General features: G+C 47.3%; 30 protein-coding genes. 21 read left to right on the top strand and 9 right to left on the bottom strand.

Features of this window, described 5'->3' with window-relative positions; translation table 11 throughout:
* Positions 1–196 precede the first annotated feature (196 nt).
* On the bottom strand, positions 197–349 hold the full coding sequence (locus AXG56_RS19160) for an aspartyl-phosphate phosphatase Spo0E family protein (RefSeq protein ID WP_008637723.1): 153 nt from the start codon (positions 347–349) through the stop codon (positions 197–199).
* Between the two features lie 646 nt (positions 350–995).
* On the opposite strand from AXG56_RS19160, the gene AXG56_RS11390 reads away from it, so the two are divergent.
* The 5 genes from AXG56_RS11390 (at position 996) to AXG56_RS11370 (ending at position 5,171) form a co-directional block, all read left to right on the top strand.
* Entirely contained in the window at positions 996–1,586 is a 591-nt protein-coding gene (locus tag AXG56_RS11390) for a TetR/AcrR family transcriptional regulator (RefSeq protein ID WP_062514608.1), read from the top strand.
* A 14-nt stretch (positions 1,587–1,600) separates the two neighbouring features.
* Positions 1,601–2,878: an MFS transporter gene (locus AXG56_RS11385; RefSeq protein ID WP_062514605.1), complete on the top strand. Its 1,278-nt coding sequence runs from the start codon at positions 1,601–1,603 to the stop codon at positions 2,876–2,878.
* 117 nt (positions 2,879–2,995) lie between these two features.
* Positions 2,996–3,868, top strand: coding sequence for an AraC family transcriptional regulator (locus AXG56_RS11380; protein WP_062514601.1), 873 nt, complete (start codon positions 2,996–2,998; stop codon positions 3,866–3,868).
* 150 nt (positions 3,869–4,018) lie between these two features.
* Complete coding sequence (locus tag AXG56_RS11375) at positions 4,019–4,693, top strand: Type 1 glutamine amidotransferase-like domain-containing protein (protein WP_062514598.1); 675 nt, start codon at positions 4,019–4,021, stop codon at positions 4,691–4,693.
* A 217-nt stretch (positions 4,694–4,910) separates the two neighbouring features.
* Positions 4,911–5,171 (top strand): hypothetical protein, encoded by a 261-nt coding sequence (locus AXG56_RS11370; protein WP_026578041.1) that lies wholly within the window; start codon positions 4,911–4,913, stop codon positions 5,169–5,171.
* A 95-nt stretch (positions 5,172–5,266) separates the two neighbouring features.
* Here the strand turns inward: AXG56_RS11370 and AXG56_RS11365 are convergent, their stop codons facing one another.
* Both AXG56_RS11365 and AXG56_RS11360 read right to left on the bottom strand, forming a co-directional pair.
* Entirely contained in the window at positions 5,267–5,455 is a 189-nt protein-coding gene (locus tag AXG56_RS11365) for a hypothetical protein (RefSeq protein ID WP_008633411.1), read from the bottom strand.
* 172 nt (positions 5,456–5,627) lie between these two features.
* Positions 5,628–6,383, bottom strand: a complete 756-nt coding sequence (locus tag AXG56_RS11360; RefSeq protein WP_026578043.1) for a PAS domain S-box protein — start codon at positions 6,381–6,383, stop codon at positions 5,628–5,630.
* 273 nt (positions 6,384–6,656) lie between these two features.
* Between AXG56_RS11360 and AXG56_RS11355 the strand changes: the two genes are divergently transcribed.
* Both AXG56_RS11355 and AXG56_RS11350 read left to right on the top strand, forming a co-directional pair.
* Complete coding sequence (locus AXG56_RS11355; RefSeq protein ID WP_082794474.1) at positions 6,657–7,553, top strand: alpha/beta fold hydrolase; 897 nt, start codon at positions 6,657–6,659, stop codon at positions 7,551–7,553.
* A gap of 170 nt (positions 7,554–7,723) precedes the next feature.
* On the top strand, positions 7,724–8,338 hold the full coding sequence (locus AXG56_RS11350; RefSeq protein WP_062514588.1) for an HAD-IA family hydrolase: 615 nt from the start codon (positions 7,724–7,726) through the stop codon (positions 8,336–8,338).
* Positions 8,339–8,411: 73 nt separating this feature from the next.
* Here the strand turns inward: AXG56_RS11350 and hxlB are convergent, their stop codons facing one another.
* Positions 8,412–8,969 carry a 6-phospho-3-hexuloisomerase gene (gene hxlB / locus AXG56_RS11345; RefSeq protein ID WP_062514585.1) on the bottom strand — a complete coding sequence of 186 codons (558 nt, stop codon included), beginning with the start codon at positions 8,967–8,969 and terminating at the stop codon, positions 8,412–8,414.
* Between the two features lie 5 nt (positions 8,970–8,974).
* Positions 8,975–9,607: a 3-hexulose-6-phosphate synthase gene (hxlA, locus tag AXG56_RS11340; protein WP_008633406.1), complete on the bottom strand. Its 633-nt coding sequence runs from the start codon at positions 9,605–9,607 to the stop codon at positions 8,975–8,977.
* Positions 9,608–9,782: 175 nt separating this feature from the next.
* Between hxlA and AXG56_RS11335 the strand changes: the two genes are divergently transcribed.
* Positions 9,783–10,139 carry a helix-turn-helix domain-containing protein gene (locus AXG56_RS11335; RefSeq protein WP_008633405.1) on the top strand — a complete coding sequence of 119 codons (357 nt, stop codon included), beginning with the start codon at positions 9,783–9,785 and terminating at the stop codon, positions 10,137–10,139.
* A 23-nt stretch (positions 10,140–10,162) separates the two neighbouring features.
* Here AXG56_RS11335 and AXG56_RS11330 read toward each other — a convergent pair whose 3' ends face one another.
* Positions 10,163–10,348 carry a hypothetical protein gene (locus tag AXG56_RS11330; protein WP_026578046.1) on the bottom strand — a complete coding sequence of 62 codons (186 nt, stop codon included), beginning with the start codon at positions 10,346–10,348 and terminating at the stop codon, positions 10,163–10,165.
* A 94-nt stretch (positions 10,349–10,442) separates the two neighbouring features.
* Positions 10,443–10,616: a hypothetical protein gene (locus AXG56_RS19485; protein ID WP_161484916.1), complete on the bottom strand. Its 174-nt coding sequence runs from the start codon at positions 10,614–10,616 to the stop codon at positions 10,443–10,445.
* Between the two features lie 156 nt (positions 10,617–10,772).
* Between AXG56_RS19485 and AXG56_RS11325 the strand changes: the two genes are divergently transcribed.
* From AXG56_RS11325 to AXG56_RS11300, 7 genes are all read left to right on the top strand, one after another.
* Positions 10,773–11,819: a serine hydrolase gene (locus AXG56_RS11325; protein ID WP_062514583.1), complete on the top strand. Its 1,047-nt coding sequence runs from the start codon at positions 10,773–10,775 to the stop codon at positions 11,817–11,819.
* Positions 11,816–12,271 carry a GNAT family N-acetyltransferase gene (locus AXG56_RS11320; RefSeq protein ID WP_062514579.1) on the top strand — a complete coding sequence of 152 codons (456 nt, stop codon included), beginning with the start codon at positions 11,816–11,818 and terminating at the stop codon, positions 12,269–12,271. Before AXG56_RS11325 ends, AXG56_RS11320 begins: the two co-directional genes overlap by 4 nt.
* Before the next feature lie 111 nt (positions 12,272–12,382).
* On the top strand, positions 12,383–12,541 hold the full coding sequence (locus tag AXG56_RS19480; protein ID WP_161484915.1) for a DUF2964 family protein: 159 nt from the start codon (positions 12,383–12,385) through the stop codon (positions 12,539–12,541).
* Between the two features lie 312 nt (positions 12,542–12,853).
* Entirely contained in the window at positions 12,854–13,411 is a 558-nt protein-coding gene (locus AXG56_RS11315) for a maltose acetyltransferase domain-containing protein (RefSeq protein ID WP_062514577.1), read from the top strand.
* Positions 13,412–13,504: 93 nt separating this feature from the next.
* Positions 13,505–13,768 (top strand): hypothetical protein, encoded by a 264-nt coding sequence (locus AXG56_RS11310; RefSeq protein WP_062514575.1) that lies wholly within the window; start codon positions 13,505–13,507, stop codon positions 13,766–13,768.
* A gap of 29 nt (positions 13,769–13,797) precedes the next feature.
* Positions 13,798–14,991 carry a M28 family peptidase gene (locus AXG56_RS11305; RefSeq protein WP_062514572.1) on the top strand — a complete coding sequence of 398 codons (1,194 nt, stop codon included), beginning with the start codon at positions 13,798–13,800 and terminating at the stop codon, positions 14,989–14,991.
* An 18-nt stretch (positions 14,992–15,009) separates the two neighbouring features.
* Positions 15,010–15,231 carry a DUF3951 domain-containing protein gene (locus AXG56_RS11300; RefSeq protein WP_062514570.1) on the top strand — a complete coding sequence of 74 codons (222 nt, stop codon included), beginning with the start codon at positions 15,010–15,012 and terminating at the stop codon, positions 15,229–15,231.
* A 109-nt stretch (positions 15,232–15,340) separates the two neighbouring features.
* Here the strand turns inward: AXG56_RS11300 and AXG56_RS11295 are convergent, their stop codons facing one another.
* On the bottom strand, positions 15,341–15,640 hold the full coding sequence (locus tag AXG56_RS11295; RefSeq protein WP_062514568.1) for a hypothetical protein: 300 nt from the start codon (positions 15,638–15,640) through the stop codon (positions 15,341–15,343).
* Positions 15,641–15,700: 60 nt separating this feature from the next.
* The gene (locus tag AXG56_RS19670; protein WP_008633385.1) at positions 15,701–15,844 is read right to left on the bottom strand and encodes a hypothetical protein; all 144 of its coding nucleotides are present in this window, start codon (positions 15,842–15,844) and stop codon (positions 15,701–15,703) included.
* A gap of 205 nt (positions 15,845–16,049) precedes the next feature.
* On the opposite strand from AXG56_RS19670, the gene AXG56_RS11290 reads away from it, so the two are divergent.
* From AXG56_RS11290 to AXG56_RS11265, 6 genes are all read left to right on the top strand, one after another.
* Positions 16,050–17,015, top strand: coding sequence for a LacI family DNA-binding transcriptional regulator (locus AXG56_RS11290; RefSeq protein WP_062514566.1), 966 nt, complete (start codon positions 16,050–16,052; stop codon positions 17,013–17,015).
* Between the two features lie 138 nt (positions 17,016–17,153).
* On the top strand, positions 17,154–18,455 hold the full coding sequence (locus tag AXG56_RS11285; RefSeq protein WP_062514563.1) for an ABC transporter substrate-binding protein: 1,302 nt from the start codon (positions 17,154–17,156) through the stop codon (positions 18,453–18,455).
* A 78-nt stretch (positions 18,456–18,533) separates the two neighbouring features.
* Positions 18,534–19,433 (top strand): carbohydrate ABC transporter permease, encoded by a 900-nt coding sequence (locus tag AXG56_RS11280; protein WP_062514561.1) that lies wholly within the window; start codon positions 18,534–18,536, stop codon positions 19,431–19,433.
* A 2-nt stretch (positions 19,434–19,435) separates the two neighbouring features.
* Positions 19,436–20,278, top strand: coding sequence for a carbohydrate ABC transporter permease (locus tag AXG56_RS11275; protein WP_062514559.1), 843 nt, complete (start codon positions 19,436–19,438; stop codon positions 20,276–20,278).
* A 13-nt stretch (positions 20,279–20,291) separates the two neighbouring features.
* On the top strand, positions 20,292–22,508 hold the full coding sequence (locus tag AXG56_RS11270; RefSeq protein WP_062514558.1) for a GH32 C-terminal domain-containing protein: 2,217 nt from the start codon (positions 20,292–20,294) through the stop codon (positions 22,506–22,508).
* Positions 22,505–24,004, top strand: coding sequence for a glycoside hydrolase family 32 protein (locus AXG56_RS11265; RefSeq protein ID WP_062514556.1), 1,500 nt, complete (start codon positions 22,505–22,507; stop codon positions 24,002–24,004). The genes AXG56_RS11270 and AXG56_RS11265 overlap by 4 nt, the downstream gene beginning before the upstream one ends.
* Positions 24,005–24,100 lie beyond the last annotated feature (96 nt).

Here is a 24,100-nt window from a genome sequence, read left to right as displayed (position 1 = left end):
CCATTCCGTTCCTTCCATAAACCCTCACTTACCCTTCAGTCCCAAAAAAAGCAGTACAAGCATACCAATAAAATTCAGAACCATCGCACCGAGCATGATCCATCCGGCCGTATCATAGGGGAAAAAGTTAAACATGCTGTTCTCCGATCTGCTTTTTATTATGTAGTATGCGCGGCGCCTGTGGTTCTATTCGTCCTTACTGGCAATGTTTCCGGTAAAGGTTCAGAAGGTGGTCCAATTCCTGCGAGATCTTGACGATGCTTGGATAGTCGGCGTGGCTGAGGTAGGCGTTGTACATGTTCCGTCTTTTCTTCTCGATGCGCTCTTTAAGTAAGATGCACGCGCTCATGGCTGTCCTCCTTTCATAGGTATACATAAAAAAGCCGGGAGAATTGCTCCCGACCAGAATGTGGTAATTAAATTTTAGCACATATCAATAGGTATATACATTGGCAAGCCTTGAATCTATGTCAGATAGCTATTCAATGAAAGGAAATGATTTACTCTCTGATTAGGATTAGACATTTCTTAGTTAAAGTAGATGAGAAATACTTACCATGAGAATAGCTTTGTGGATCGTTCCAAATATCTTCAAATAATTCTTTTATAATCTTTTCTACCCTGGAAGAGTCATCGATTCTGCTGGTAAGTAATCTGTATATGTATTGGATGTAGCAATCATAAATTTCGGTTAAAGAATCTTTGTCTTTGTTTTCAATTCTCTGGAGAAGGTCTTGTTCCAATCTCATTCAAGGGCTCCTTAGGTATATTGTATTAGTTCTGTAATACCCCTGAAATATATAAATAAACATCTTCAAATCGAAATATATGAAAACGTTTACTGTGACCGGTTAATCTACTGGAAAAATATAAGGGTGTGTAAGAGCTGTTTTAAGGGATGATATGTATTCCTGCTTTACAACTCCAATTTTATCCAATACAATAATGATTAATCAATCAATCATTAATAACTATGGAAAAAGGAGTGGACACTTATGGCGATGCAGAAGTCTGCAGAAAAGAGAGAACGGATCCTTCAAGCTGCGATCCAGATGTTCTCTATGAATGGGTACTCCAATGCGACGATCAAAGAGGTGGCAAAGGCTGCCGGGGTAAGCTTCGGTACGGTGTTTACTTATTTTGAAAACAAGGAGGAGCTTTTCCACGCTTCTGTTCTGGAGCCGTTGGAGGAAGTGAAGTCGGTGATGCTCGCTTCACCGGAACCGTCGGAAGAGCCGACCGTGCAGATCCGCGAACTGATCGAGCAGCACGTTAGTTTCTTCGCTCAGCAAACGGTCTATGTACGTCTGCTTCAGTATGTGATTGCCCAGCGGGAACGATTTCCTGATTTATTCATGGAGCTCGACCAATTTGCCGTTCAGCTGCGGAATGCGCTTCGTCCGTTGATCGTCAAAGGGCAGGAGCTTGGGGAGTTGATGGAGCTGGAGCCGGATGACGTCAGTGATACATACCTTGCCTACGTCAACGGTGTGCGCCTGACTTTCACGGAGACAGCGGACGACCGTAAGGCGTGGGATATGTTCACCCGTCATGCCTACCTGCTGTTCGGGCCGAGATCCTTATGAAAAGGGGAGAGGGCATGTCCTTTAATCAGCTGCACCCGAATGTGAAGATCAGGGTATTCACGCAATTCATCACCCAGTTCTCCAACATGATGGTGCTTCCTTTCTTAACGGTATATTTCGCTCAGAAGGTCGGCGAGACGGTGACGGGGCTGATGGTCGCAAGTCTTGTATTCTTCGGAATCGCCGGCGGCATCATCGGCGGCTTCTACTCAGACCGGGTCGGGCGCAAGCGCTTGATGGTTTGGGCAGAAATCGGCTCCGCTTTCACTTTTTTTATCATCGCCTGGCTGAATTCCCCGTGGTTGGACGCGCCGTATCTCACCTACAGCTTCTTTATTTTCGGGATGTTCTTCGGCGGGCTGATCGGTCCGGTCTCCCAAGCGATGGTGCTCGATGTGACCTCCAGTGAACACCGGCGCTATGTATTCACACTGTTGTACTGGGTCGGGAACATTTCCTCCGCGGTCACCGGCGTGATCGGGGCCGTCCTTTTTCAACAGTACTTGTTCCAGCTGTTTCTCGGCATAGCCGGTGTCTCGCTGCTCTCTGCCGTCATCACACAACTCTTCATCACAGAATCCTACATCAAACCTCACCAAGAGCTGCAACCTTCTGTACAAAAAGTCCAACCAACGATATGGAACAATTATAAAGTCGTCTTTCAGGACCGGGTATTCCTGATGCTCCTCTTTGCAGGGATCTGTATATACTCACTCGAGGAACAACTGACGAACTTCCTGGCGATCCACTTCGTCCAAACGATCGAAGCGCAGCCGCTGCTTTCCTTTTCTTCCATAAATGTTGAGGTCGACGGGTTCCTGATACTTGGAATCCTGCGTTCGGAAAACACGTTTCTCGTCGTCTTCGCTGCCGGTTTCCTTACGTGGCTCGTGAAAAAGTGGAGGAACAAAGCGGTACTGTTGGTAGGATTGATATCCTATACGATCGGCTACACCCTGTTTACCGTGGTGGATTCTCCGTGGCTCCTGATCGTACTGATGGCTGTCGTAACGTTCGGGGAGCTGTTATATATCCCCGTCAAACAGAGCATGCTTGCAGATCTGGCTCCGGATAATAAACGAAGCTCGTACTTAGCGGTTTTCCAGTTCACCGGCTACATCGCCATGCTCGTCGCCGCTCTCGGCGTCCTGTTAAGCGGCTTCGTGCCTGCCTGGTTAATGGGGATGAAATATCTGGTGCTCGGTGCCGTTGGGCTTGTCCTGTTTCTGCGTGTCGATACGCATCTCACTCGGACGGAGGAGAAGGAAGAAGCGAAGGCAGGTAATTTATAGCTTATATTGATTGATGAATCAATCAATAGTATCGGTGCGTACCGTCCGAATCGTGCACCGAATGTCGGGTACTCCGCATCCCGACCTGTTATTCTAAGTCTATAGGAGGTCATGCCAGTGGATAGGCTCAACGCTATGAACAACGCAATCCAATATATCGAGGAACACCTGACCGGGGAGATCGACATGAAGGAAGTGGCGGCAATAGCACAGTGTTCGGAATACCATTTCCGAAGAATGTTCCCCTTCCTTGCAGGCATCCCACTCTCGGAATATATCCGGCGCAGGCGGCTGACGCTTGCAGCCTTTGAGTTGAGGGAGGGCGGTGCCAAGGTCATCGACGTAGCTCTCCGCTACGGGTACGGCTCCCCCGACGCTTTTGCCAAGGCGTTTCAACACATGCACGGCATCCCACCGTCTGAAGGGAAGCGGGACGGAAAAGCCTTGAAAGCCTATCCGCCGATGTCCTTCCAGTTATCCATCAAAGGAGGAGTGGAAATGAACTACCGTATCGAAGAAAAAGAAGCATTCCGTATCATCGGTTTGAAAAAAAGGGTCCCCATTATTTTCAAAGGGGTCAACCCGGAAATCGCAGCCATGTGGGAAGCGTTGGACGAAGCATCGATCCGGGAGCTGAAGCAGCTGTCGAACATCGAACCATCCGGCATGCTCAGTGCATCGGCGAACTTTTCCGAAGGGAGGATGCAGGAGGAGGGAGAACTCGACCACTATATAGGGGTCGCGACCACCGAAGCGTGTCCCGATGCCTTCGCAAAGCTTGAGGTCGATGCCTCGACATGGGCGGTGTTCGAAGCCGCCGGTCCTTTTCCGGAAACGCTGCAGGATGTCTGGGGACGGATTTACTCGGAATGGTTCCCGGCATCGAACTATGAACAAAAGGAGGGGCCGGAAATTCTTTGGAATGAGTCGAAGGACGTGAGCGCTCCGACGTTCCGGAGCGAGATCTGGATCCCGGTTTTGAAGAAGTAAAAGAGCTGTTTCGGCAGCTCTTTTTTTCGTGCTTGGATTTAACCGGGGAGAAGGTCTCCATTTAATTTGCTATGAGAGAGGAAAAGAAACTTTATTTATAGAAATTGGCTTGTTAAGGAGTTAACTAATAATAAGAGAGGGAGTGATTAATTGGGAAGCTTAATTCTGTCCGGCGGCGGAAGCTATGAACAAAACCTCGACGTATATCAGTTTCTCGTAGATAAGGTGGATGCAGATAAACCCATCCTCTATATCCCTTTGGCTGGTGATGCAGAGTATCGATCCTATCAAAGGAGCTTCGATTATATTAAGAGTATCCTTATGCCATTAGGCGTAAAAGAATTCGTGATGTGGACAGACCTTGCCGATAAGAAACGGGAGGACTTAACCCGTTTTTCTGCGGTTTATTTCAGTGGAGGGAGAAGTGTAACCTTGCTGGAAGTATTAAAGAAGAGTGGATTCGATGAGGTTATAAGACAGTACTATGACGATGGAGGAATTATCTTTGGTCAAAGTGCCGGGGCCATCCTGTTCGGAAGTGATATTTCCCACACGACTAAACAGAGACAAACCAACCAATACAGGCCACTTCAGCTCCTGCATGGAACTAGGTTATGGTGTCATTATGTCAAAGAAGATGATGAATTCATTTACCATCATTTAAACAAAGAAAATATTCCTTTTATCGCACTTGCCGACGGAGGAGCCATACATGTTACGAAAAGAAGGATAGAAGTGATTGCGGAAGACGTTTATGAAATGAGAAACAACAGGGATGGAAGGTGTAAGAATCAGCTGCGACGCGGACAACCTCTGAAAAATTAAATTCGAAAGGGTGCCCCTCATTACTACTATGGAGATGCACGTCTGGAATCCGACGGCCTATAGACATGGGAGATATTTGGAGAAGGTGGAATGGGGGGAGACAAAAGATGGTCTTATCCTTACCTTTGAAAACGAAAAGGGTATGATGCACTTTCATTAGGATACGTATGACGAGGGAAATTTCGTTCTGTCCTTCCGAATTGCGGGGGAAGTGAAGATGGGTTCTTTTGTTGAACATGCTTCCAAAGCGCGGGCGGGTGATGTTGGAAAAGACGACAGGCCGTGGTACTTGTATAAATGCACGGATTCGGAATATCTTGAATGGTATGATGAACAGCCGGGGCCGGGGAGGGAAATCTATTCTATTCAACACCACGTCATAACGACTTCAGAAACGACGTTTGACATACGTTGCACGTATGAACCGCGTATCACCTACATAGAGAAAAAGGATAATCAGGAGAGCCGGCCATCATAAAGAGGAAACAGGCCGAGAGCAGTTGAAAGTTTCTATAGATCGGTTGATAAAAATAGCTGGTTTAAAGGAGGACGAATATTTGCCTAAGTGACCTGTTACTCCTCTTTTTTTCCTCTCAGTTTCCGAATCCGTGGAATAATGAAGGCCCAGGAAATAAACCCGCCTATCGCTAGACCTGTAACGTTCTCCCACCGTATCTCTCCGCCGACAAAGTACCCAAAGAGAACAGCAAATACAGCAAACGTGATGGCGGAAATCATCCCGTTTTTCATTCGCTCTTTCATGAAGCATCTCCCTTTCCGCTTGATATACCAATAGCGTGATGATGAAAGGTGTTTACATGTAAAGTTACTTCAGTATAACGAAATACAAGCACTTATTAAATAAATGGTTAGTGGAGCATGCAATTGGTCACAGGTCATGGCTGCGTTTTTTACAGCGGATGACCTGTGAACATCAATGAATGCCCAAATAAACAAGGGCGTCTTTAACGGAGGCCAGAGTAGGAACATCAGACAAATTTATCCCTAATTTTGTTGCCTCGATCGCCATCTCAGGCCGTAAGCCGGTAAGCACCGCCTGTACGCCGAGCAGAGATAAGACGTGGATGATTTTAAACAGGGAATCAATCACCACATCATCTAACCTGTACACCCCGGAGAAATCTATAATGAGGTATTTAAGAGCTTGATCCTTTACTTTTTCAGGGATGATTTCTAAGATCATTCCTGCTTTGTCCTCACATATGTTCCCTGTTAATGGAAGGATAGCAATATTACTCATGATAGGCACGATGGTTGCTGACAGCTCGTTTATTTCCTGAAGCATATCCTCCTGCTTTTTTTCGCTTTCTTTCCGGATGGTGATATCACGGATATAGGATTGAATGGCTTTATTATTTTCCCCAAGCATAACGGGATGGCAATATAATTCAACGGTCACCGTTGTTTTGTCCATTCGATAGATGGTCTCTTCAATGACAGCTGCTGGAGAATCGTAAGCCGATTGAATCCTCCGCTTGATTGCACCCTTGGACGACTCTTTAAATATATCTAACGGGCTTATCCCGATCACACTTTCTTTATCCGTCCGGAAGAATTCCTCCGCCGCCTTGTTTATATACAGGATTTTGTAGTCTGTATGAAGAATGATCGGGTCCAGAGAATACTCCATTACTTCCTGGTAATTTATGTCTTCTATACCTTTCAACATTTTCCCACCTCTATATCAGTAAAATATATGAATATATTTTCTAGCATAGCACACTGCAGGATACTAGATTTAGTGAAAGGTCCAGCAAGTGCAGTATATATCCAATCTATGGAAAAACAACTGTATTTCCTATATATTGGAGGAGATACCTTTTGCTCCTTTCATCAATGGAAAGAGTATAGGGAAATAGTAAGTATGACACCTGCATATGGTGCTTGTTTTCACCGCATCAGCATCAATAGTTTGCACTTAAGTAAAGGAGGAATGCCGTTAATGGATGGTAATTTTAGAAAAGTCCGAGGTACCCATCTTTATGTGGAGAGGTATGGTTCTGATGATAAGGTTCCGGTTCTTTATTTGCACGGCGGTCCTGGAGAAAGCTGTTTCGATTTTACGTACCATCAGAAGGCAAGGCTGTCCGATGATCTGCACATAATTGCCCTTGATCAGCGTGGGGTCTGTCGATCTGAAAAAATCAGGGAGGATGACCTCTTTGGTTTAACCGATATCATCGAGGATTGTGAAGCGTTGCGGTCTTCCTTTTACATAGAAAAATGGTCAGTCATTGGTCACTCGTTTGGAGGCTATTTGGCGCTTATGTATGCCCATCTATATCCGGATTCTATTGATAAACTGATATTTGAATGCCCGACCTTTGATTTTGCGCGTACATCACGATCTCTGCTTTGGAAAACAGCAGCAATTGCCCGGACTATCGGCGAGGAAAGCTTGGCACAAAGGTGTGTTTCTTTTTCTAAGAATGAGAGTTTGTCTCCAAGAGAACTGACAGAAGGGTATATGAAACTAAGCGATGAACTCGGAGAAGACAGGGTGAAAATCTATCAATTTTCGTTCGATCATCCGACGGATTATGGTTCAGCTTATTCAGAGGAAGATTGGGAAGAATTCTATGATAAGTCAGAAATTCACTATGATCGTCTTCTATCTGAAGGGGGAATCTTTCAAAGTCAGTTGCAGCATCTAAAATATGTGGAAAAGCCGATGCTGTTGATGACAGCCGAGCATGACGCGGCTGTCTGTGAGGAGCAGGTGGAGGCATTCAAAGAGACGGACGGAGATATTTATCATTTTGAAGAATGCGGACACACTCCACATCAGGAAAAGCCGGATTTATTCAGTGAGGTGGTGAAGGGATTTCTTATCCGTTAAAGAAATATAGCATAGTTTATTTGCTTAGGAAGGTGGGACGTCTTATTTGATTTAATACCTATCTTCCATGTGTTTACATTGTTTTTCCTGTCCGAAAAGCTTTGGGGAAAGGAAGATATTGGAGAGGGTCTTTTCAAAAGTGATAGAAGAACCATAAAGGAGGAATGGACGTGTATAAACATATCATTTGGGACTTTGACGGCACACTGTTCGATACGTATCCGTGGATGGCGCGGGCGTTCAAGGAAACGCTGGAAAGCCGGGGAATCGATGAGCCGGCAGAAACCATTGAAAGGCATATGCGGGTGTCGGCATCCACAGCCTACAAGCATTATGAACAGAAATATGGAATAGATGAAGATTTTCTGGCCGCCTACAACAAGAAGAGAAGCGAAGCCGAGATGGAACACTCTAAGCCGTATGAAGAGATCGAATCCGTCTGTACCTACATAGCTGCATCAGGCAGAAAGAATTACCTGTTTACCCATAAGGGCATCACGGCCGTCGAATTACTACAAAAGGCCGGGATAGCCGACTGCTTTACGGAATGCATCACTGCGGAACGAGGATTTGCCAGAAAGCCGAGCCCTGATGCGATCCATCATTTGATAGAGAAACATGGGATGAAGCCGGAACAGACGATCATGATCGGTGACAGGGACCTGGATCTTCTCTCGGGTAAACATGCGGGAATCAGCGCCTGCTACTTTTCGGAGAAGAAGGAAGAAAGCGACCATGCGGACTACACGCTCCATGACTATAAAGAGCTGTATTCCATTCTTTAAATTTCTTTTGTGAACCGATAAAGAGACCACCATACAAAAAGGACACAAATGCTCCTTTGTGTCCTTTTCCAGATTATTCAAGATTGGCATGCTTTCCATACATCTTATCGGAATCCAGTCCTTTTTTCTCCATAAAGCGAAGGATCAAGGCGTCATAGAACAGCAGCATCGTCTGCTCGAACAGCGTTCCCATCGGTTGGATAGAGCTGTGACTGCCGGCAGATTGGTCTTTCGTCATGCCTGGCAAGGGAATGACAATGTCGGCCATTTGTCCAATCGTCGATTCCGGAGAGATCGTGACCGCAGCCACTTTTCCTCCAGAATGTTTAGCTTTTTCTGCAATAGCGACAAGGGTTTTCGTTTCTCCAGATCCGGATCCGACGATCAACAAATCACCAGGTTCGAGATTGGCTGTTACCGTTTCTCCCACGACATAGGCATCGATTCCCATATGCATCATCCGCATGGCGAAGGATTTTCCCATGAAGCCGGATCGGCCTGCGCCTGTGACGAATACTTTCTTGGAAGCTGTAATTTGGTTCACAAGCTCCTCTGCTTTTGACTCAGGGATCTGATGGACCGTCTGAGACAGTTCTTCCATGATCTCCGCTAAGTAACCAGCCGTTTTCATTTCCTTCACCCTTGTTTCAGTAATGTCTGCATCTCGCGTGCGGTCGCCTGCTTGTCCTCTTTGCTTGTGATGCCGCCGCCGACGATGACGAGATCAGGGTTCTGCTTCACGACTTCCGGAAGTGTTTCCAGTTTTATTCCACCAGCAATGGCCGTTTTGGCATTTTTTACTACGCTTTTGATCGTGTGCAGGTCTTGGAAGGAGTCTTTTCCTTCTGCTTGCAGATCGTAGCCTGTGTGTACGCAGATATAATCGGCTCCAAGCTGATCCAACTCTTCCGCGCGGGCAGCGATATCTTTTACGGCAATCATATCGACAAGGATTTCTTTTCCTTGGTTTTTCGCTTCGGCCACCGCGCCTTTGATAGACTCGTCTTCCGCTGTTCCTAGAATGGTAATGATGTCTGCGCCCGCAGCCGATGCCTGGCTTACTTCATAGCCGGCAGCGTCCATGATTTTCAAGTCGGCCAGAACCGTCAAGTTCGGGAAGGCGGCTTTCATTTCTTTTACTGCTTTCAGTCCTTCGTTGATCACGACAGGGGTGCCGATTTCGACAACGTCGATGTATGCTTCCACCTCTTTGACTACTTCAATCGCTTCTGGAATATTGACGAGATCTAATGCTAATTGTAATTTCATGTATATTCTCTCCTTCTCTATGGTTCGAGTATCGTGTGCCGGATAAAGTGGAATGCTTTTATCGCGGGCATGTTCCATAGTATACTAAGGCCGTTCCAGAATAAAAAGTACGCACATTAATCGCATATAGTGATAAAAAGTATACTATTGGATGATAGAAGGGGTGGCGAGAGGGATGCCGAACTTAGGAGAGAAATCGTTTAACTGTGAAAAGGAATTGACCCTGTCTGTAATCGGGGGGAAATGGAAAATGCTGATCTTATGGCATTTAGGTAAGGAAGGCACGAAACGATTCGGAGAATTGAAGGCGCTCATGCCTGGAATCACGCAGCGGATGCTCGTCACACAACTGAGGGAGCTCGAAGCCCATTTGATCGTGCACCGGGAAGTCTACCCGGTCGTTCCCCCGAAAGTCGAGTACTCGCTGACGGAACATGGGGAAAGTCTCATGCCTATTTTGGATGCCATGTATGAATGGGGGAAGGATTACGTCGAGAACGTGTTGGAAAAGGAAGACTCATCCGCCATCTGACAGGACGCGTTTACGAGCGGATGCTAATCCTGTTTCCTGCCTTTTCTCCTAAAGAAAAAAACATCCAAATAAGTCACAAGTGTTGCCGGAATAAGAAGCGCCGGCTTTTCTGCAGCTTCGAAATCAAAAATCTGATCGAGCAGCAGCATCACCAGGTAAAGGTAGACAGGAATGCCGATGATCTTCAGCAGGACGACCGCAACTTTCATATATATCCCTCCATAAAGGTGTGTTCCTTTACGAGGGATGCTGTAAACGAAAAACGTGCCGGAGCAAGCAAGACTCCGGCACGTTTTTTGTATATCATTCTTGATTTAAGCGGGTATGGTTTTGACCACACTTCGTACATTGCGTCCACAGCGTCGTGACGATTTTCTCGGAAAATTCGTTAGGTACGACCTTGATGACTTTTTGTTCGTCATGGTGGCAATGGGTGCAGTGGTTCTTGATCAAGCTACCGACTTCGTATGTTTGCATAGGTTTGCCTCCTCTCTAAGATTCGTGAGGCAACAGCAGGAGCAACCAGTTTAATATATTTGTAGAAAAGTTTCAAGCAATGTATATAGTTACCATGAGGGTATATAAAAATATATTCATATAGCATAAAATGTAAGAAAAAGGGGAGGCGTTTAGATGGGGTTGGAAAGCAGGGAATTAAACAGAATCATCACGAACATAAGCAGCGATATCGATTTTTCCGGTGTCGTCCATGTGAAACAGGGAGAGGAAGTATTGGTGCACCGGGCCTTCGGCTGTGCGGACAGGTCGGAGGAACGGCGGAATGATATTCACACCCGCTTCGGGATCGCATCGGGGTGCAAGTTGTTCACCGCCATCGGCATCTGCATGTTGGTCGAGCAGGGAAAGATAGACTTCCACACGCCGCTGGCTGACTGTCTGGATATAGCTTTTCCTCACGTGGACCCGCAGATTACGATCTATCAGCTGTTGACCCACACGTCAGGCATGCCGGACTACTTCGACGAAGAGAAGATGAGCGATTACGAAGAACTGTGGAAGGACTATCCGGTGTACCGGATCGAATCGCTTCATGATTTCCTGCCGCTTTTTCAGGAGGAACAGATGAAATTCCCGCCCGGCGAACGGTTCCGTTACAATAATGCGGGCTATATCGTCCTTGGTCTTATCCTGGAGCAGCAAACAGGGCGCACCTTCACGGAATACATCGAAACAGAAATTTTCAAGCCTTGCGGTATGATGAATTCGGGCTACTTCTCGATGGACAGACTCCCCCGGAATACGGCGATCGGGTACATCGATGAGGAGGAAGCAGGGACGTGGCGGACCAATATTTACGCCCTTCCGAAACAGGGTGGATCGGACGGAGGTGCCTACACGACGGCCGCTGATATGATCAAGCTGTGGGAGGCACTGTTCCGTTATGAGCTGCTGGAGGGAGAGACGACGAACAAACTTCTTCATCCTCATCGAGCGGTGAACGAAGAGATTCATTACGGCTACGGAATCTGGATGAATAAGAAAGACGGAGATATCTACAAGTATCACGTGATGGGGTACGACCCGGGCGTCAGCTTCCGAGCGTCTGTCTATCCGGGGCTTGATGTCAAAGTGGTGGTGCCGTCCAATAAGGAGTCCGGCCCTTTGGAGATGACGAAGGGGTTGGAGGAAATACTATTCGCTGAGGAGATACGAAAATGACTACAGGAAACGTAACGATTGTGGAATGCAACGAAGAAAACTGGTATGCGTGCTGTACCTTGGAAGTGGCGGAGGAGCAGCGTGAGTTCATGGAGCCGAACGCCGTATCGATTGCCCAATCCAAGTTCGAACCTACGCTGAAACCTTATGCTGTTTATTTGGAAGAGGAGGTCGTCGGTTTCCTCATGTATAATTCGGTGCCGGAGGAATTGGACGGTTACTGGGTGTACCGTATCATGGTCGATAAAAAGTTCCAGGGGCGGGGAATCGGCAGGGCGGCAACGAGCTTGATGATTACCGAAATGGAGAAGTTACCGGGGGCCGGGAAGATCGTTGTCGGCTACCATCCGAAGAATACCGGAGCTCACAAGCTTTACGAGAGTCTGGGTTTTGTCGACAACGGAGATCGGTTCGGGAAAGAAATGGCCGTCATCCGGAAGATGCATTCGTAGGGAAAAGGGCGAACCGTCGCCCTTTTTTATTTTTTCTATTTCTATGAGGTATGATAAACTGATTTTCGAAAAAATGTACATAGTTTTAGGAAATAGAAAGGAGTGTTTCTTTTGAACGTTCCTATCAAGATCATGTTAGCTGGAATCGCGATTCTGTTAGTCGGCGTCTTGTTCCAAAACGAGCCCGGGCTTCGCTACGGTTTGTGGATCGGTGGGTTTGGTTTGGTTGTAACCATTATAGGTTTACTTACGCCGGAAGATCGGAAGTAGGACAACACCTTAATAAAGACGACTTTTACTGAATTCTCACATGGGACTTAAGAAAAACTTCGCAAAAAGACACCCAAATGAAAAGGGATAGTTACCTTGAAGGGCGGAGGTAAATGGGCAGACTCCTACGGGCTCACCGGCCGCCCTGTGGAAAGCGTCCCATTTACCGGAGTCCGCTCTCCACATAAGCATTTTTTTATTTTTAGCCTCTATTCTCAGAGGCTATTTTTTATAGGAGATAGAGAAGGAATCCCTGCTCTCTTCCAGAATAGATAAAGAGAAAAGAACTTCATCTGCAGAGGGGTTATGGGAATGAAATCTGAAAAAGAAAAGATGATCGCCGGTGAGTTTTATGATCCGACCGATAGAGAATTACTCGAAGGCAGGCGCCGGTCGAGACGGCTGGTCCGCAGGCTGAATGATATAGAAGAAGAGGACGAAGCGGCACGTGCCGAAGTGTTGAAGGAGCTTTTCGGTTCGACAGGAGAGCAGCTTTACGTGGAATCGACCTTCCGCTGTGATTACGGCTATAACATTCATGTCGGGGAAGACTTTTATGCCAACTTCGACTGTACGATACTGGACGGCGGGAAAGTGACGATCGGCGACCAGTGCATGTTTGCGCCCGGCGTTCACATTTATACTAATACCCATCCGACCGATGCCGGGGAGCGGACGTCCGGAATTGAATTCACGAAGCCGGTGACGATCGGGAACCGCGTCTGGATCGGAGGGCGGGCAGTCATCAATCCGGGCGTGACCATCGGTGATGATGCCGTGATCGCCTCTGGTGCGGTCGTTGTAAAAGATGTACCGGACAATGTCGTGGTCGGAGGAAATCCGGCCCGTATCATCAAAAAATTGGATTAGAAGGAAGGCGGCGAACGTGTCGCCTTTTTTGTATTATGGAAATGATTTGAAACGAAGAGGAAGAGAGAACGTACACAAGTAAGAGAGGTGGAAATGATGAAAGGATTGGAAGTATTGTTATTAATTCTGGCAGCCGCTGGAGTGTGTATCTACCTTTTTTATGAGGCGGACTTTCTTATTTACACAGCCTTAGTCTGCGGAATCGTCTATTCTATCCTTCGTTGGAAACGGACGCACAAGCAGAGGAAGGGGGAGGTTTTAGCGAGCCCGGATGTCAGGAACCATAGCTCTTTTCATTCTTATGATAGAGAGTTTTTCGATGACGACATTTCGAGTGAAGATGGGGACGACACTTAAGGTGCAGGGAGCCTAAAAGGGGGAGTGGGATGGAACAGAGGTCGATGGTTCATCTGAAAAAATTAGCCGAAGAGATTGGGTGCCGCCCGGTCGGAAGTGAAGCCAACCACGAAGCGGCGCAGTATATAGAGGAATGCTTCGCCGGCTGTGGTATGGAGGTAGAGGTTCAGACGTTTGAAGTGCCGGACTGGCAGCTCACGGATGCTTACATAGAGGTAGACGGGAGGAGATTGGAAGCAACGGGGAATAACTTTTCCGAGTCGTGTGCCGTTGCCGGGGAGGTCGTTCCTTTCTGCACGATGGATGAACTGGACGCATCTCCGGAACTCCACGGGAAAATCGCTTTTCTCTACGGGGAGCTTTCCAAGGAAAGCTACGTTCCAAAGGGCTTCTCCATCTATAACCCGGAACATCACCGCCGGACGATTCAATTACTTGAGGATAAAGAGCCTTCTGCCATCCTCTTCGTAAGTATGGAGAAAGGGCAGCGTGTTCCGATCGTCAACGATTGGGACTTCCGGATTCCGTCTCTCACGGTAACGCCGGAGACGGCTCTTTCCGTCAAGGGTACCGCAACGGTTGTGATCCAGTCGGAGAGAAGACAGGGGAAAACGTGCAATGTGATAGGTCGCAGGCAAGGAGCAGGTCCGGAAAAAATCATTCTTGCCGCCCACTATGACACCGTATTCGATACAGCCGGTGCCTTCGATAATGGATCGGGTGTCGCCGTCCTCCTCACGCTTGCAGAGGAAATCGTCAGGCGGACGGACTGGCGTACAGGATTTGAATGCATCGCCTTCAGCTCAGAAGAATACCTCGGCCTCGGAGACGATCACTACGTGAAGGAGCACGAAGCAGGTTTGAAGGATGCAATTGTCGCCATGAATTTTGACGGTATCGGTCAGTCGCTCGGCACGAATACGATGACGCTTATGGCCGGGTCAGAGGCATTGGAGAAAGCGTTGAAGCGTCGGAAGCACGCCCACCCTGCGGTGCAATGGCGGACCCCGTGGTATGAAAGCAATCATTACACCTTTTTCGCCCGCGCCGTCCCGAGTATCCCGTTCAGCTGCACCGGGGTTTCCGACCTGCTCCACTCGAAGGAGGACATAATCAGTTGGATCAGTCAGGAGAAGCTGCAGGAAGTCCAGTCGCTTGCTTTAGAGATCATCGAAGACCTGCAGGACAGGCAGGTGGAATGGGCGAAGAAGCAAGATTCATGAAGGAAGGGAGAGGAATGTATGGTTTATATCGTGGCAGTTTTCTCGCTTGCCTTTGTGTCGCTGCTTATTTTTGTTGCCTATAAATTATTTATAAAGAAAGAAACCATCCACAATTATTATACGCCGTTCGATCATATTACCGGCTTTGTCGTCCATGAATTCCAGGAAGAAAATTTGGAAGACGAAGAGGTGGAAGAAAGCGAGCAGGGGGATGGGAAGAGACCGGAGGAAAACGATTGATAGAAACGCCGGCTGCCGCATTCACACTTTACAAATGAGATATACAATGGACTGAACCCCTATATAAGCATGAGAAAAAGAGGCTGATCCCTGGATCAACCTCTTTTCTTTAAGACTTTTTCAAAAGAGCCTCGATATTCGTATTCAGCTTCACCAATTCCGTCTTAATTTCCGCCAATTCCTTCTTTACCCCTTCAAACGTGTCCGATGCAGCTCCGGTGATGTCACCGAAAATGCCGGACAGGTCCAAGTCGTCTGCAGCATCGTTTTTCAGCAGGTTGTTGAATAAAGCATCCTCTTTCGTCAGTTTGGATGCGAGATTCATCAAAGAATCCAGATTCAATTCTTGGGACGAATCTTTCTTCGCTTCTTTTGAATTGTTCTTATCGATTTGATCGAATTTACTCATAGGTATTTCCCCTTTCTCTAATAATGAAGGGGCTGTGGTTTTATCCATAGCCCCTTATGATTAGTTGATGGTTCGCAGGATCTCATTAATGCAGTTAATGACGATCTGGCGTTGCTCACTGGATCCTAGTAGAACGGCAACCAGAAGACCCAGCAAAAACAGGACAGCGATCAGTACCGCAACTAAGTTTCGTAAGAAGTTCATGATTTTCCCTCCTCCATTACTGGAATGTAGGAGACGTCTCTTACTTTAATAATCTATGAAAAAACCTCCTACCCGCTTGTACCATCGCCTTTGTTGATAGAAATGAGCCGTTTAGCTCAAGCCCGGGCAGCATAGTAGATTTCTGGCGGACACGTTTCTACTGAAACCGCTTCCGTTGTGGTATGATTTTAGCTGAGGTGATCGAATGCCAACGATAAAAGACGTTGCTAAGTTAGCGGGAGTAGGAATCGGAACTGCTTCGCGGGTAATCAATAAATCAGGATATGTAAGTGAAGAGACGACGAACAAAGTGCAGAAGGCGATTGAGAAATTAGGGTATGTGCCAAATGAAACCGCGCGAGCATTCGTAAAGCAGAACAATAAGCTGGTGGCCTTATTCCTGCCGTCTATTCACCATGCCTTCTTCTCGGAGCTTGCGTTCTATATCGAGGACGAGCTGGATAAGAGAGGGTATAAGCTGATGCTCTGTAATTCCGGCAGCCAGATGAAGAAGGAACTGGAATATATCCGTATGCTTAAACAAAACAAGGTGTCCGGAATCATCGGTATTTCTTATAATTCCATTGAGAACGATATCCACTCCTCGATGCCGATTGTTCTGGTGGACAGACATATCAAGGATATCCCTTATGTTTCCAGCGATAATTATGAGGGAGGAAAACTGGCCTGTCGGGAGTTGAAGGAAACAGGGTGCAGCAATCTTGCTTATATCGGGACGTTCTCTAAAGAATTATTGACGGAAGTGGAGCATCGAAAGAAGGGTTTTAAAGAAGCGGCGGAGGCTTATGGAATCCAGCATACGCTGTTCATTGAAGAAGACCCGATCAAGGATCAGACGGCTTTTCTGAACCGATTCCTGGATGAGTATGAAGAAGTAGACGGGGTGTTGGCAGAGAATGATCTGATGGCGCTTGAACTTGTCCAGCTGGCTTTGGATAGAAAGATAAACATTCCTGAGGACCTTTCCATTATCGGGTATGACGGGATTGAGATTTATTCCGCTTTACGGCCAAGGCTTTCGACAATCAGGCAGCCCGTGGAGAACATGGGGAGAAGTCTCGTTGATACCTTGATTAAAAGAATAAACGGAGGGACCGTAACACCAGTCAAGCATCCGGTCACGTTCATTAAAGGAGACACAACTCGATAAAAAAACAGGTTGACAAAAAAACATACTCCTATATAATTTGAACCAAAGGTGGAAACATTTCCACAACAAACGCTAAAGGGCCCGGCCCTTTTATTTTTATCGCTTGTGGAAGCGTTTTCTTTATAAGGAGGAGAAGAGATGAAGAAACAGTTGGCTTTATTGATGTTCCTTATGATTGGTTCCATTCTGGTGGCCTGTTCAGACGCAGAATCCAGTACAGGCGGGGATGGAGTGAAAGAGCTGGAAGTATGGGTGCATGTTCCGGAGGATGAACCGGAAGGGAAGAATTACGCAGAGAGAGCGAAGGAATTCGAAGAGTCGCATGAAGGCGTTAAAGTCAACGTGGAACACATCGTCAAGACAGGGGAAGGCAGTGGGTACAACGACCGGGTGAACGCGGCGATCACTGCCGGGGAACTGCCGGATGTCATCACTTTAGAGAGCGTGTACACAGCATCTTATGTAGATTCGGATCTTCTCTTACCTTTGAATGACTATTTAGACCAGTCCACCCTTGATTCGTACTTGGATACCGTCATTTCCGCCGGCAGCGTGGATGATAAGGTATATGCACTGCAATCCTTCGATCTGTCCGCACCGGTCTTTTACAACGTGGATCTATTCGAAGATGCTGGCATTGAAGTTCCGGCTGACGAGAACGGAAATTGGACGCTCGATGAGGCCTGGACCTATGATGAGTTTCTCGAGAACTCGAAAAAGTTGAAGGAGACAATGGACGAAGAGCCTGTCAACATGATCCCGGATAATTCCGGATGGCAGATGTATGCCCACTCTCCGATTATCTTTGCTAATGATGGACAGATCGTCGGGGAGAACGGCTTGGATACAGACGGATACTTGAACAGCGAGAACACGATGGAAGCCTTGACGTTCATGGATACACTCTTTAAAGAAGGCATTGTTTCACCGACCTTACGTGAGAATGCGTTTGCTCTGGAGAAGGCGGCCATCAGCTTTGAAGGGCCTTGGATGGTCGATGTGCTGAATAGTGAATACCCCGACTTGAATTGGTCGCTGATGCCTTATCCATACGGAAAAGAAGGCCATCAATCGGCTCCGCATGGCAGCTGGTACGTCGCTGGAACGAACAGTACGGAATATCCGGAACTGACAGCGGAGTTGGTTGCGCATATGACGAACAAAGACAGCGCGAAGACGATGGAAGCGGAAGCCGGATTGATCCCTGGGCACAAAGATCTGCTGGAAGCATCCGAAACGTACAGCGAGTATCCACGGAAACTGATGCTTGACCAACTGGTCCAAACGGAGCACCTCAAGCCTAAGTCACCTATCTTCCCGGTACTGGAAGATGCACTTGGTGATATCGTCGAAGGGATGGCTCTGGACAGTGGCTCTGTGGAAGATCTCGTAGCCGATGCAATGGAAAAAATCGATCGTGAAGCAGGCAGGTTCCAATAAATGTTGAAAAACGATGCAGAGAAGGCAGCGGGTGTACGGAATGGTCGTACACCCCCCGGCCTTACAAGGGGAATCCATATGAACAGCGTTCGAAGTCTTGTAAAAAGCAACAAATTTCTTTCTTTTTTATTCAGCAGCAGGTTTTTATTTCTGTTTCCTGCTTTACTGCTGATTAGTGTTTTTGTCATCTATCCGCTCATTCTTGCCATTGTTTATTCATTCACGGACTATTACCTTCTAAAACCCAATGATATCAATTTTGTCGGAATCGATAACTATATAGAAATGATGAAGGACAAATACGCGATTAAATCGTTTGTGAACACCGCAAAATATGTAGCCTTCATCGTGCCGATCCAGGTGGCCTTATCGTTGTTCCTCGCTATTCTTATTGCTAAGAAATCGAAGGCGAATACTCTGTTCCGGACGGCCTTCTTCTCGCCGTATATCTTATCCATCATCGTAGTTGCACTCCTGTGGAAAAACATCCTCGACCCGGAAGTGGGTATCATCAACGAATTTTTGACGCAGTTAGGATTCGGGAAACTGGGATTCTTCGCCGATCCGAATCTGGCGCTTCCTACCATATCCTTCATCATCGTTTGGCAGGGAATCAGTTTCCAGATGTTAATCATCATGGCTGCTTTGCAGGATGTGCCGTCCACCCTTTATGAGGCAGCGGATATAGAAGGAGCGAATGCATGGCAGAAGTTCTTATATGTGACCGTCCCGAGCATAAAGGGACAGCTTGTGTTCGTTCTGATTGTTGTCACGACGAATATTTTCAAAATTATTGTCGAGCCGCTCGTACTTACTAACGGCGGACCTCAAGGGAGCACGTCGAGCATTCTGTTGTACATGTTCGAGCAGGGAACGCGATATCGACAGATCGGGTATGCCAGTGCGATCACGGTCATATTCGCCATCCTGTTGATTATCATCGCTTTTGTTCAGAAGCGTTTAGTGAAGGAGGATTAAGGTTGAAGAAGTCCCGGGTATTGAGTTTGATCAAATGGTTAGTCCTGATCGCGTTCGCTGTTTTGTTCCTGTTTCCTACGATCTGGATGTTTGTAAGCAGTACGAAGACGGTTGCTGAAATATCGCGGGAAATGGGGACGATCAGCAGCTTCATTCCCAATTTCTCGAATTTCCAACATTGGTTTGACCCATACAAGGAATTATTTTCAAGGTTCCAATTCTCCCGTCATTTTATGAACAGCGTTTATTACACGTCCGTCATCGTATTCAGCAGCCTGCTCGTCAACTCTTTGGCCGGGTATGCGCTGGCGAAGCTCGATGTTCCTTACAAAAAAGTGATTAAAGGTACCTTGTTGATTTTGATCATCTTTCCTTTTCAGTCCGTGTTTATTCAGATATTCCTTATCATCAATGAGCTTAATTTGACGAATACGGTATGGGGATTGGCGCTTCCACATATAGGCGGAGCGTTTTATATCTATCTGTTTATGATATTCTTCCAGAAAATCCCGAAGGAATTGATAGAGTCCGCTTATATAGACGGTGCTTCCAACTGGAAGATATTCTGGAAGATTATCATTCCTATTTCCAAACCTGTGTATTTGACGGTCGGCATACTAATTTTCGTGGGATCATGGAATGACTACGTATGGCCGCTCATGATTTTCACCGAAGCGGATAAATATCCGTTAGCTGTTGCTGTGAACATCCTTAATGAAACGCAGCCGGTTTACCTGAATCAGGTCATGGCCGGGCTGACAATCACGACGATTCCTATTCTACTTATCTACATTTTCGGTCAGAAATATATCATGCCGCAGAATACATCGTCTGGAATCAAATGATGAGAGGTGGCTTATGGGGTTAATATATCATCTGCCCTTCGTGGAAGGGGAAGGGCACCAAACGAAAGAGAGTGTCCGTGGACATGTGCTGGATATCGACTATGTCTTCAAGGAAGCGAAGTACAAAAAAAGCCGTTCGCCCCGTTGGGTGAACGTTGGAGGATCGGCGTACGCGCTGGATTTTGACGGTTATTCGACGTTTATGAAGGATGAGCCCCTGGAAATAGAGGGGTCATTCACCATTTTTGTACAGATTGCCGCGAGATGTTTCGAGGCTTGTCATGGGAACGTGTCGACGACCATCATCGATCAGCTGGACCGGGCCGAATGCAGGGGGATGGCTCTTGGGTTGTTCCGTCATGGGGAGGTTCTGGTAGAGGTAGGAGATGGGGAACAAATCGTAAAGTTTCAGACTGAATCATCCATCAGGCTCTATCAACAAACATTCCTAGCAGCGGTTTACAACGAGACTGACCGAACGATCCGGCTTTACATCGACGGGGAAACAGCCGGCCTCAAGTCATGCGGCAGACCGGTTCGAACATCGGCTGTGCCTTTATCCATCGGTCGGAATAATACCCCTTTTCAAATCAGTGATACGTTCACCGGCGGAATGTTCGCCGGTTTAATCCGGGAACTCCAAATCTTTGATGAGGCATTATCCATGAAGGAAGTGGAGAAGGAATACCGGCGGACAGTAGATGAAGAGAGAATCACTCCTGATGATGTCGATCTGGATGAGCGACTGCTGCTTGATGATGTCCACCGGCCGCACTATCATGCCATTCCCCCGCAGCACTGGATGAATGAGCCGCATGCCCCGTTCTATTACAAAGGAATCTACCATTTGTTCTATCAGAAGAATGCGGGGGGACCTTACTTTTCCAATCTTCACTGGGGGCATTGGACGAGCGAGGATATGGTTTATTGGAAGAATGAACCGACGGCTTTGTTCCCTAAGAAGGAAGTGTCCCCGTCCGGGGTTTGGTCCGGATCGGCAGCCATTGGCCCTGACGGGGTGCCGCTTCTTTTCTACACCTTTGCTGACTTCAACGAGAAGTTTAATCAAGGAGTAGCGGTTGCGAGACCGAAAGACGTGACGGATACCTCCCTCGTTCAGTGGGAGATGGATGAAGAACGGGCCATCGTGCAGACGGAGAAACAGGGGATCGCCTCTGAATTCAGGGATCCCTTCGTCTGGAAGGATGATCGGGAGGAGCTGTGGTATCTGATTATCGGCGGAGGCATCGAGCATAAAGGGCCGACGACCTGGATTTATACATCCGCTGATTGTGAAAGTTGGAAATTCAAAGGCGAATTCTATACGGCTGACACAAGGGAACACCCATACCTTGGATCGAACGTGGAGCTTCCCGTACTTCTGCCACTGCATGACAGAGAAGGGAACAAGAAATATCTCTATCTATTCATGAGTTATTTCCGGGAAGCTTCCCCGTATCAAGCGGATACTTATTATTTCCTTGGTGATTTCGATAAAGAGAACCTCCGATTCATCCCGGACACGAAAGAACCGCAGCTGTTGGACTACGGCCGCTTCAAATTCAGTGGCCCGAGCGGTTTCGTCGATCCGGTGCACCAGCGGTCCATCGTATTCTCGATCCTGCAGGGAGACCGCACGGAAGAAGAAGAATATTCTGCCGGTTGGGCGCATAATGCCGGACTCCCTGTTGAAGTGTTTATGGAGAATGGCGCACTGAGGGTTAAACCGCTCGAGGAGCTTTCAAGATTAAGAGAAAAAATCTTGATCGAGGAAACGAATCAGCCGGTTGGGACTTTAAATGAAAAGCTGGCTTTTGTGAACCATAAGCAGTTGGAAATCATCGTAGAGTTTGAACCTGTCGACTCCCCTGTCGGTTTGGAAATAAAGAAAGACGAAAACAGGCAGGAATACACGACGCTTTGGTATGACAGGGAAAAAGCGTGGGTTTCGCTCGATCGAACGAAGAGCCGGCTCGGTGCAGTGGGGGATGTCCAAGGGGGACCGCTTCATTTGAACGAAGGTCTCCGTGTCCATCTTTATATCGATCATTCGACGATCGAATGCTATTTAAATAACAAAAGGATGCTTACAAGCAGAGCCTACCCTGTGGGAAGGGACAGTGACTACCTTTCCTTGATCGGCGGGGATGATCTCCGGGTGAAATCAATGAAAGTGTACCAGCTGAAATCTATATGGAATGACGAGGAGAATGGAGGGCTTTGCACATGACGATAGAGACGAATGCTGTAAACGGTACGTACAGACATCGGTATCATCTGATGCCGGAACGCGGTTGGATGAATGACCCCAATGGTTTCTCTTATTATAACGGGGAATACCACCTCTTCTATCAGCACTATCCTTTTGATACTGTATGGGGACCGATGCACTGGGGGCATGCCGTGAGTACGGATTTAATCAAGTGGCACCCTCGTGGGATCACGCTTGAGCCGGGAGAACCCTACGATAAGAACGGTGTCTTCTCGGGGTCCGGCCTTCAAGTCGGGGAGGAGCATTGGCTGTACTACACCGGGCATGTGGATACTCATATGGACCTGCTCTATGATTCTCGTTTAAGGAAGAACCCTGGATTGGAAGAGGTTGACATGGGGGCGCCTGTGATCCGGCAGGTCCAATGCCTGGCAAAGTCGAAGGACGGGTTCACGTATGAAAAATACGAACAGAATCCTGTCGTCGGAAGCAACCAGGTTCCCCGGGGAATGAGAGTGGAAGACTTCCGTGATCCGAAGGTCTGGATACGCAACGAGACTTTCTTTATGGTAGTTGGGGCTAGAAGTGAAGAGAATGTCGGTCATGTCCTTTTCTATACGTCTACGAATGGTATGGAATGGGAGTATTTGAATCATTACACGCTCGGCGAGTCCTATGGGACGGTATGGGAATGCCCGGATGTCTTTGAGCTGGACGGGAAGGATGTTTTGTTGTTTTCCCCGCAGGAAGTGGCCCGTGTCGGCAACCGTCACGAAAACAGGCATTCTACGATGGCACTTATCGGCTCTTTTGACGAGAATACGGGGGAATTTACGGTGGAACACGAGCAGGAGCTGGATCAGGGTTTTGACTTCTACGCCCCTCAATCCCTTTTAACGAAAGATGGAAGGCGGGTTATGGTGGCGTGGATGAATATGTGGGATATCGATTATCCCCTGCATGACCTCGGCCACGGATGGAATGGTTCCATGACTATACCAAGGGAACTATCCTTGCGTGACGGAAAAGTGATTCAGAAGCCATGCCGGTCGATTGCGACTTACCAAAAAAATAAGGTGGAATTCCGTGACATATCCATTGACGGTGTGTTGGATGATTCCAGACTCTATGGGAACTGTCAGCGGCTCGATCTGCGATTCTACATGAAAAACACCGGGAAAATGACGTGTGAGCTGTTCAAAGGAAAGCGGGAGAAGCTGATCGTGACCTTCGATAGACAGCGTAATGAAGTCATCCTCGACCGCAGGCATTCCGAGTACGTCATAGAAAGCTTCACGGCTGTTAATGATTATACGAGAAGTCAGTTCGTAGATTTATCCAAACCTGTAAAGGTGAGCTTCCTTTTGGATGTATCGTCTGTAGAAATCTTTATTAACGACGGGGAGCAGGTATTCACATCCTTGTTCTTCTCAAAAGAATTAGGAGAACAATTCGTCCTCGAATCAGACGGTGAAACGATCATCGAGCTTTTGGAAAAATGGGAGATCATATAGGGTTGTTGCTTAGGAGGAAGGTTGCGTTAAAGTGATCTCCTCCTTTCTTTTTCTCATCAATGTAAGCGTTATCAAAAGGAATTCCAGTGAAAATGA

Origin of the sequence: Halobacillus sp. KGW1 (genome assembly GCF_001592845.1) — a bacterium.
In the GTDB taxonomy this organism is placed as follows: domain Bacteria; phylum Bacillota; class Bacilli; order Bacillales; family Halobacillaceae; genus Halobacillus.
This window is presented reverse-complemented; position numbering and strand designations above follow the sequence as displayed.

Bases quoted from the DNA above. Each gene is read 5' to 3' on its own strand.
- AXG56_RS19160 (WP_008637723.1), bottom strand. From the start codon at position 349: ATGAGCGCGTGCATCTTACTTAAAGAGCGCATCGAGAAGAAAAGACGG.
- AXG56_RS11390 (WP_062514608.1), top strand. From the start codon at position 996: ATGGCGATGCAGAAGTCTGCAGAAAAGAGAGAACGGATCCTTCAAGCT.
- AXG56_RS11385 (WP_062514605.1), top strand. From the start codon at position 1,601: ATGTCCTTTAATCAGCTGCACCCGAATGTGAAGATCAGGGTATTCACG.
- AXG56_RS11370 (WP_026578041.1), top strand. From the start codon at position 4,911: ATGGGTTCTTTTGTTGAACATGCTTCCAAAGCGCGGGCGGGTGATGTT.
- AXG56_RS11365 (WP_008633411.1), bottom strand. From the start codon at position 5,455: ATGAAAGAGCGAATGAAAAACGGGATGATTTCCGCCATCACGTTTGCT.
- AXG56_RS11360 (WP_026578043.1), bottom strand. From the start codon at position 6,383: ATGTTGAAAGGTATAGAAGACATAAATTACCAGGAAGTAATGGAGTAT.
- AXG56_RS11355 (WP_082794474.1), top strand. From the start codon at position 6,657: ATGGATGGTAATTTTAGAAAAGTCCGAGGTACCCATCTTTATGTGGAG.
- hxlB (WP_062514585.1), bottom strand. From the start codon at position 8,969: ATGAAAACGGCTGGTTACTTAGCGGAGATCATGGAAGAACTGTCTCAG.
- hxlA (WP_008633406.1), bottom strand. From the start codon at position 9,607: ATGAAATTACAATTAGCATTAGATCTCGTCAATATTCCAGAAGCGATT.
- AXG56_RS11335 (WP_008633405.1), top strand. From the start codon at position 9,783: ATGCCGAACTTAGGAGAGAAATCGTTTAACTGTGAAAAGGAATTGACC.
- AXG56_RS11330 (WP_026578046.1), bottom strand. From the start codon at position 10,348: ATGAAAGTTGCGGTCGTCCTGCTGAAGATCATCGGCATTCCTGTCTAC.
- AXG56_RS19485 (WP_161484916.1), bottom strand. From the start codon at position 10,616: ATGCAAACATACGAAGTCGGTAGCTTGATCAAGAACCACTGCACCCAT.
- AXG56_RS11325 (WP_062514583.1), top strand. From the start codon at position 10,773: ATGGGGTTGGAAAGCAGGGAATTAAACAGAATCATCACGAACATAAGC.
- AXG56_RS11320 (WP_062514579.1), top strand. From the start codon at position 11,816: ATGACTACAGGAAACGTAACGATTGTGGAATGCAACGAAGAAAACTGG.
- AXG56_RS11315 (WP_062514577.1), top strand. From the start codon at position 12,854: ATGAAATCTGAAAAAGAAAAGATGATCGCCGGTGAGTTTTATGATCCG.
- AXG56_RS11310 (WP_062514575.1), top strand. From the start codon at position 13,505: ATGATGAAAGGATTGGAAGTATTGTTATTAATTCTGGCAGCCGCTGGA.
- AXG56_RS11305 (WP_062514572.1), top strand. From the start codon at position 13,798: ATGGAACAGAGGTCGATGGTTCATCTGAAAAAATTAGCCGAAGAGATT.
- AXG56_RS11300 (WP_062514570.1), top strand. From the start codon at position 15,010: ATGGTTTATATCGTGGCAGTTTTCTCGCTTGCCTTTGTGTCGCTGCTT.
- AXG56_RS11295 (WP_062514568.1), bottom strand. From the start codon at position 15,640: ATGAGTAAATTCGATCAAATCGATAAGAACAATTCAAAAGAAGCGAAG.
- AXG56_RS19670 (WP_008633385.1), bottom strand. From the start codon at position 15,844: ATGAACTTCTTACGAAACTTAGTTGCGGTACTGATCGCTGTCCTGTTT.
- AXG56_RS11290 (WP_062514566.1), top strand. From the start codon at position 16,050: ATGCCAACGATAAAAGACGTTGCTAAGTTAGCGGGAGTAGGAATCGGA.
- AXG56_RS11285 (WP_062514563.1), top strand. From the start codon at position 17,154: ATGAAGAAACAGTTGGCTTTATTGATGTTCCTTATGATTGGTTCCATT.
- AXG56_RS11280 (WP_062514561.1), top strand. From the start codon at position 18,534: ATGAACAGCGTTCGAAGTCTTGTAAAAAGCAACAAATTTCTTTCTTTT.
- AXG56_RS11270 (WP_062514558.1), top strand. From the start codon at position 20,292: ATGGGGTTAATATATCATCTGCCCTTCGTGGAAGGGGAAGGGCACCAA.
- AXG56_RS11265 (WP_062514556.1), top strand. From the start codon at position 22,505: ATGACGATAGAGACGAATGCTGTAAACGGTACGTACAGACATCGGTAT.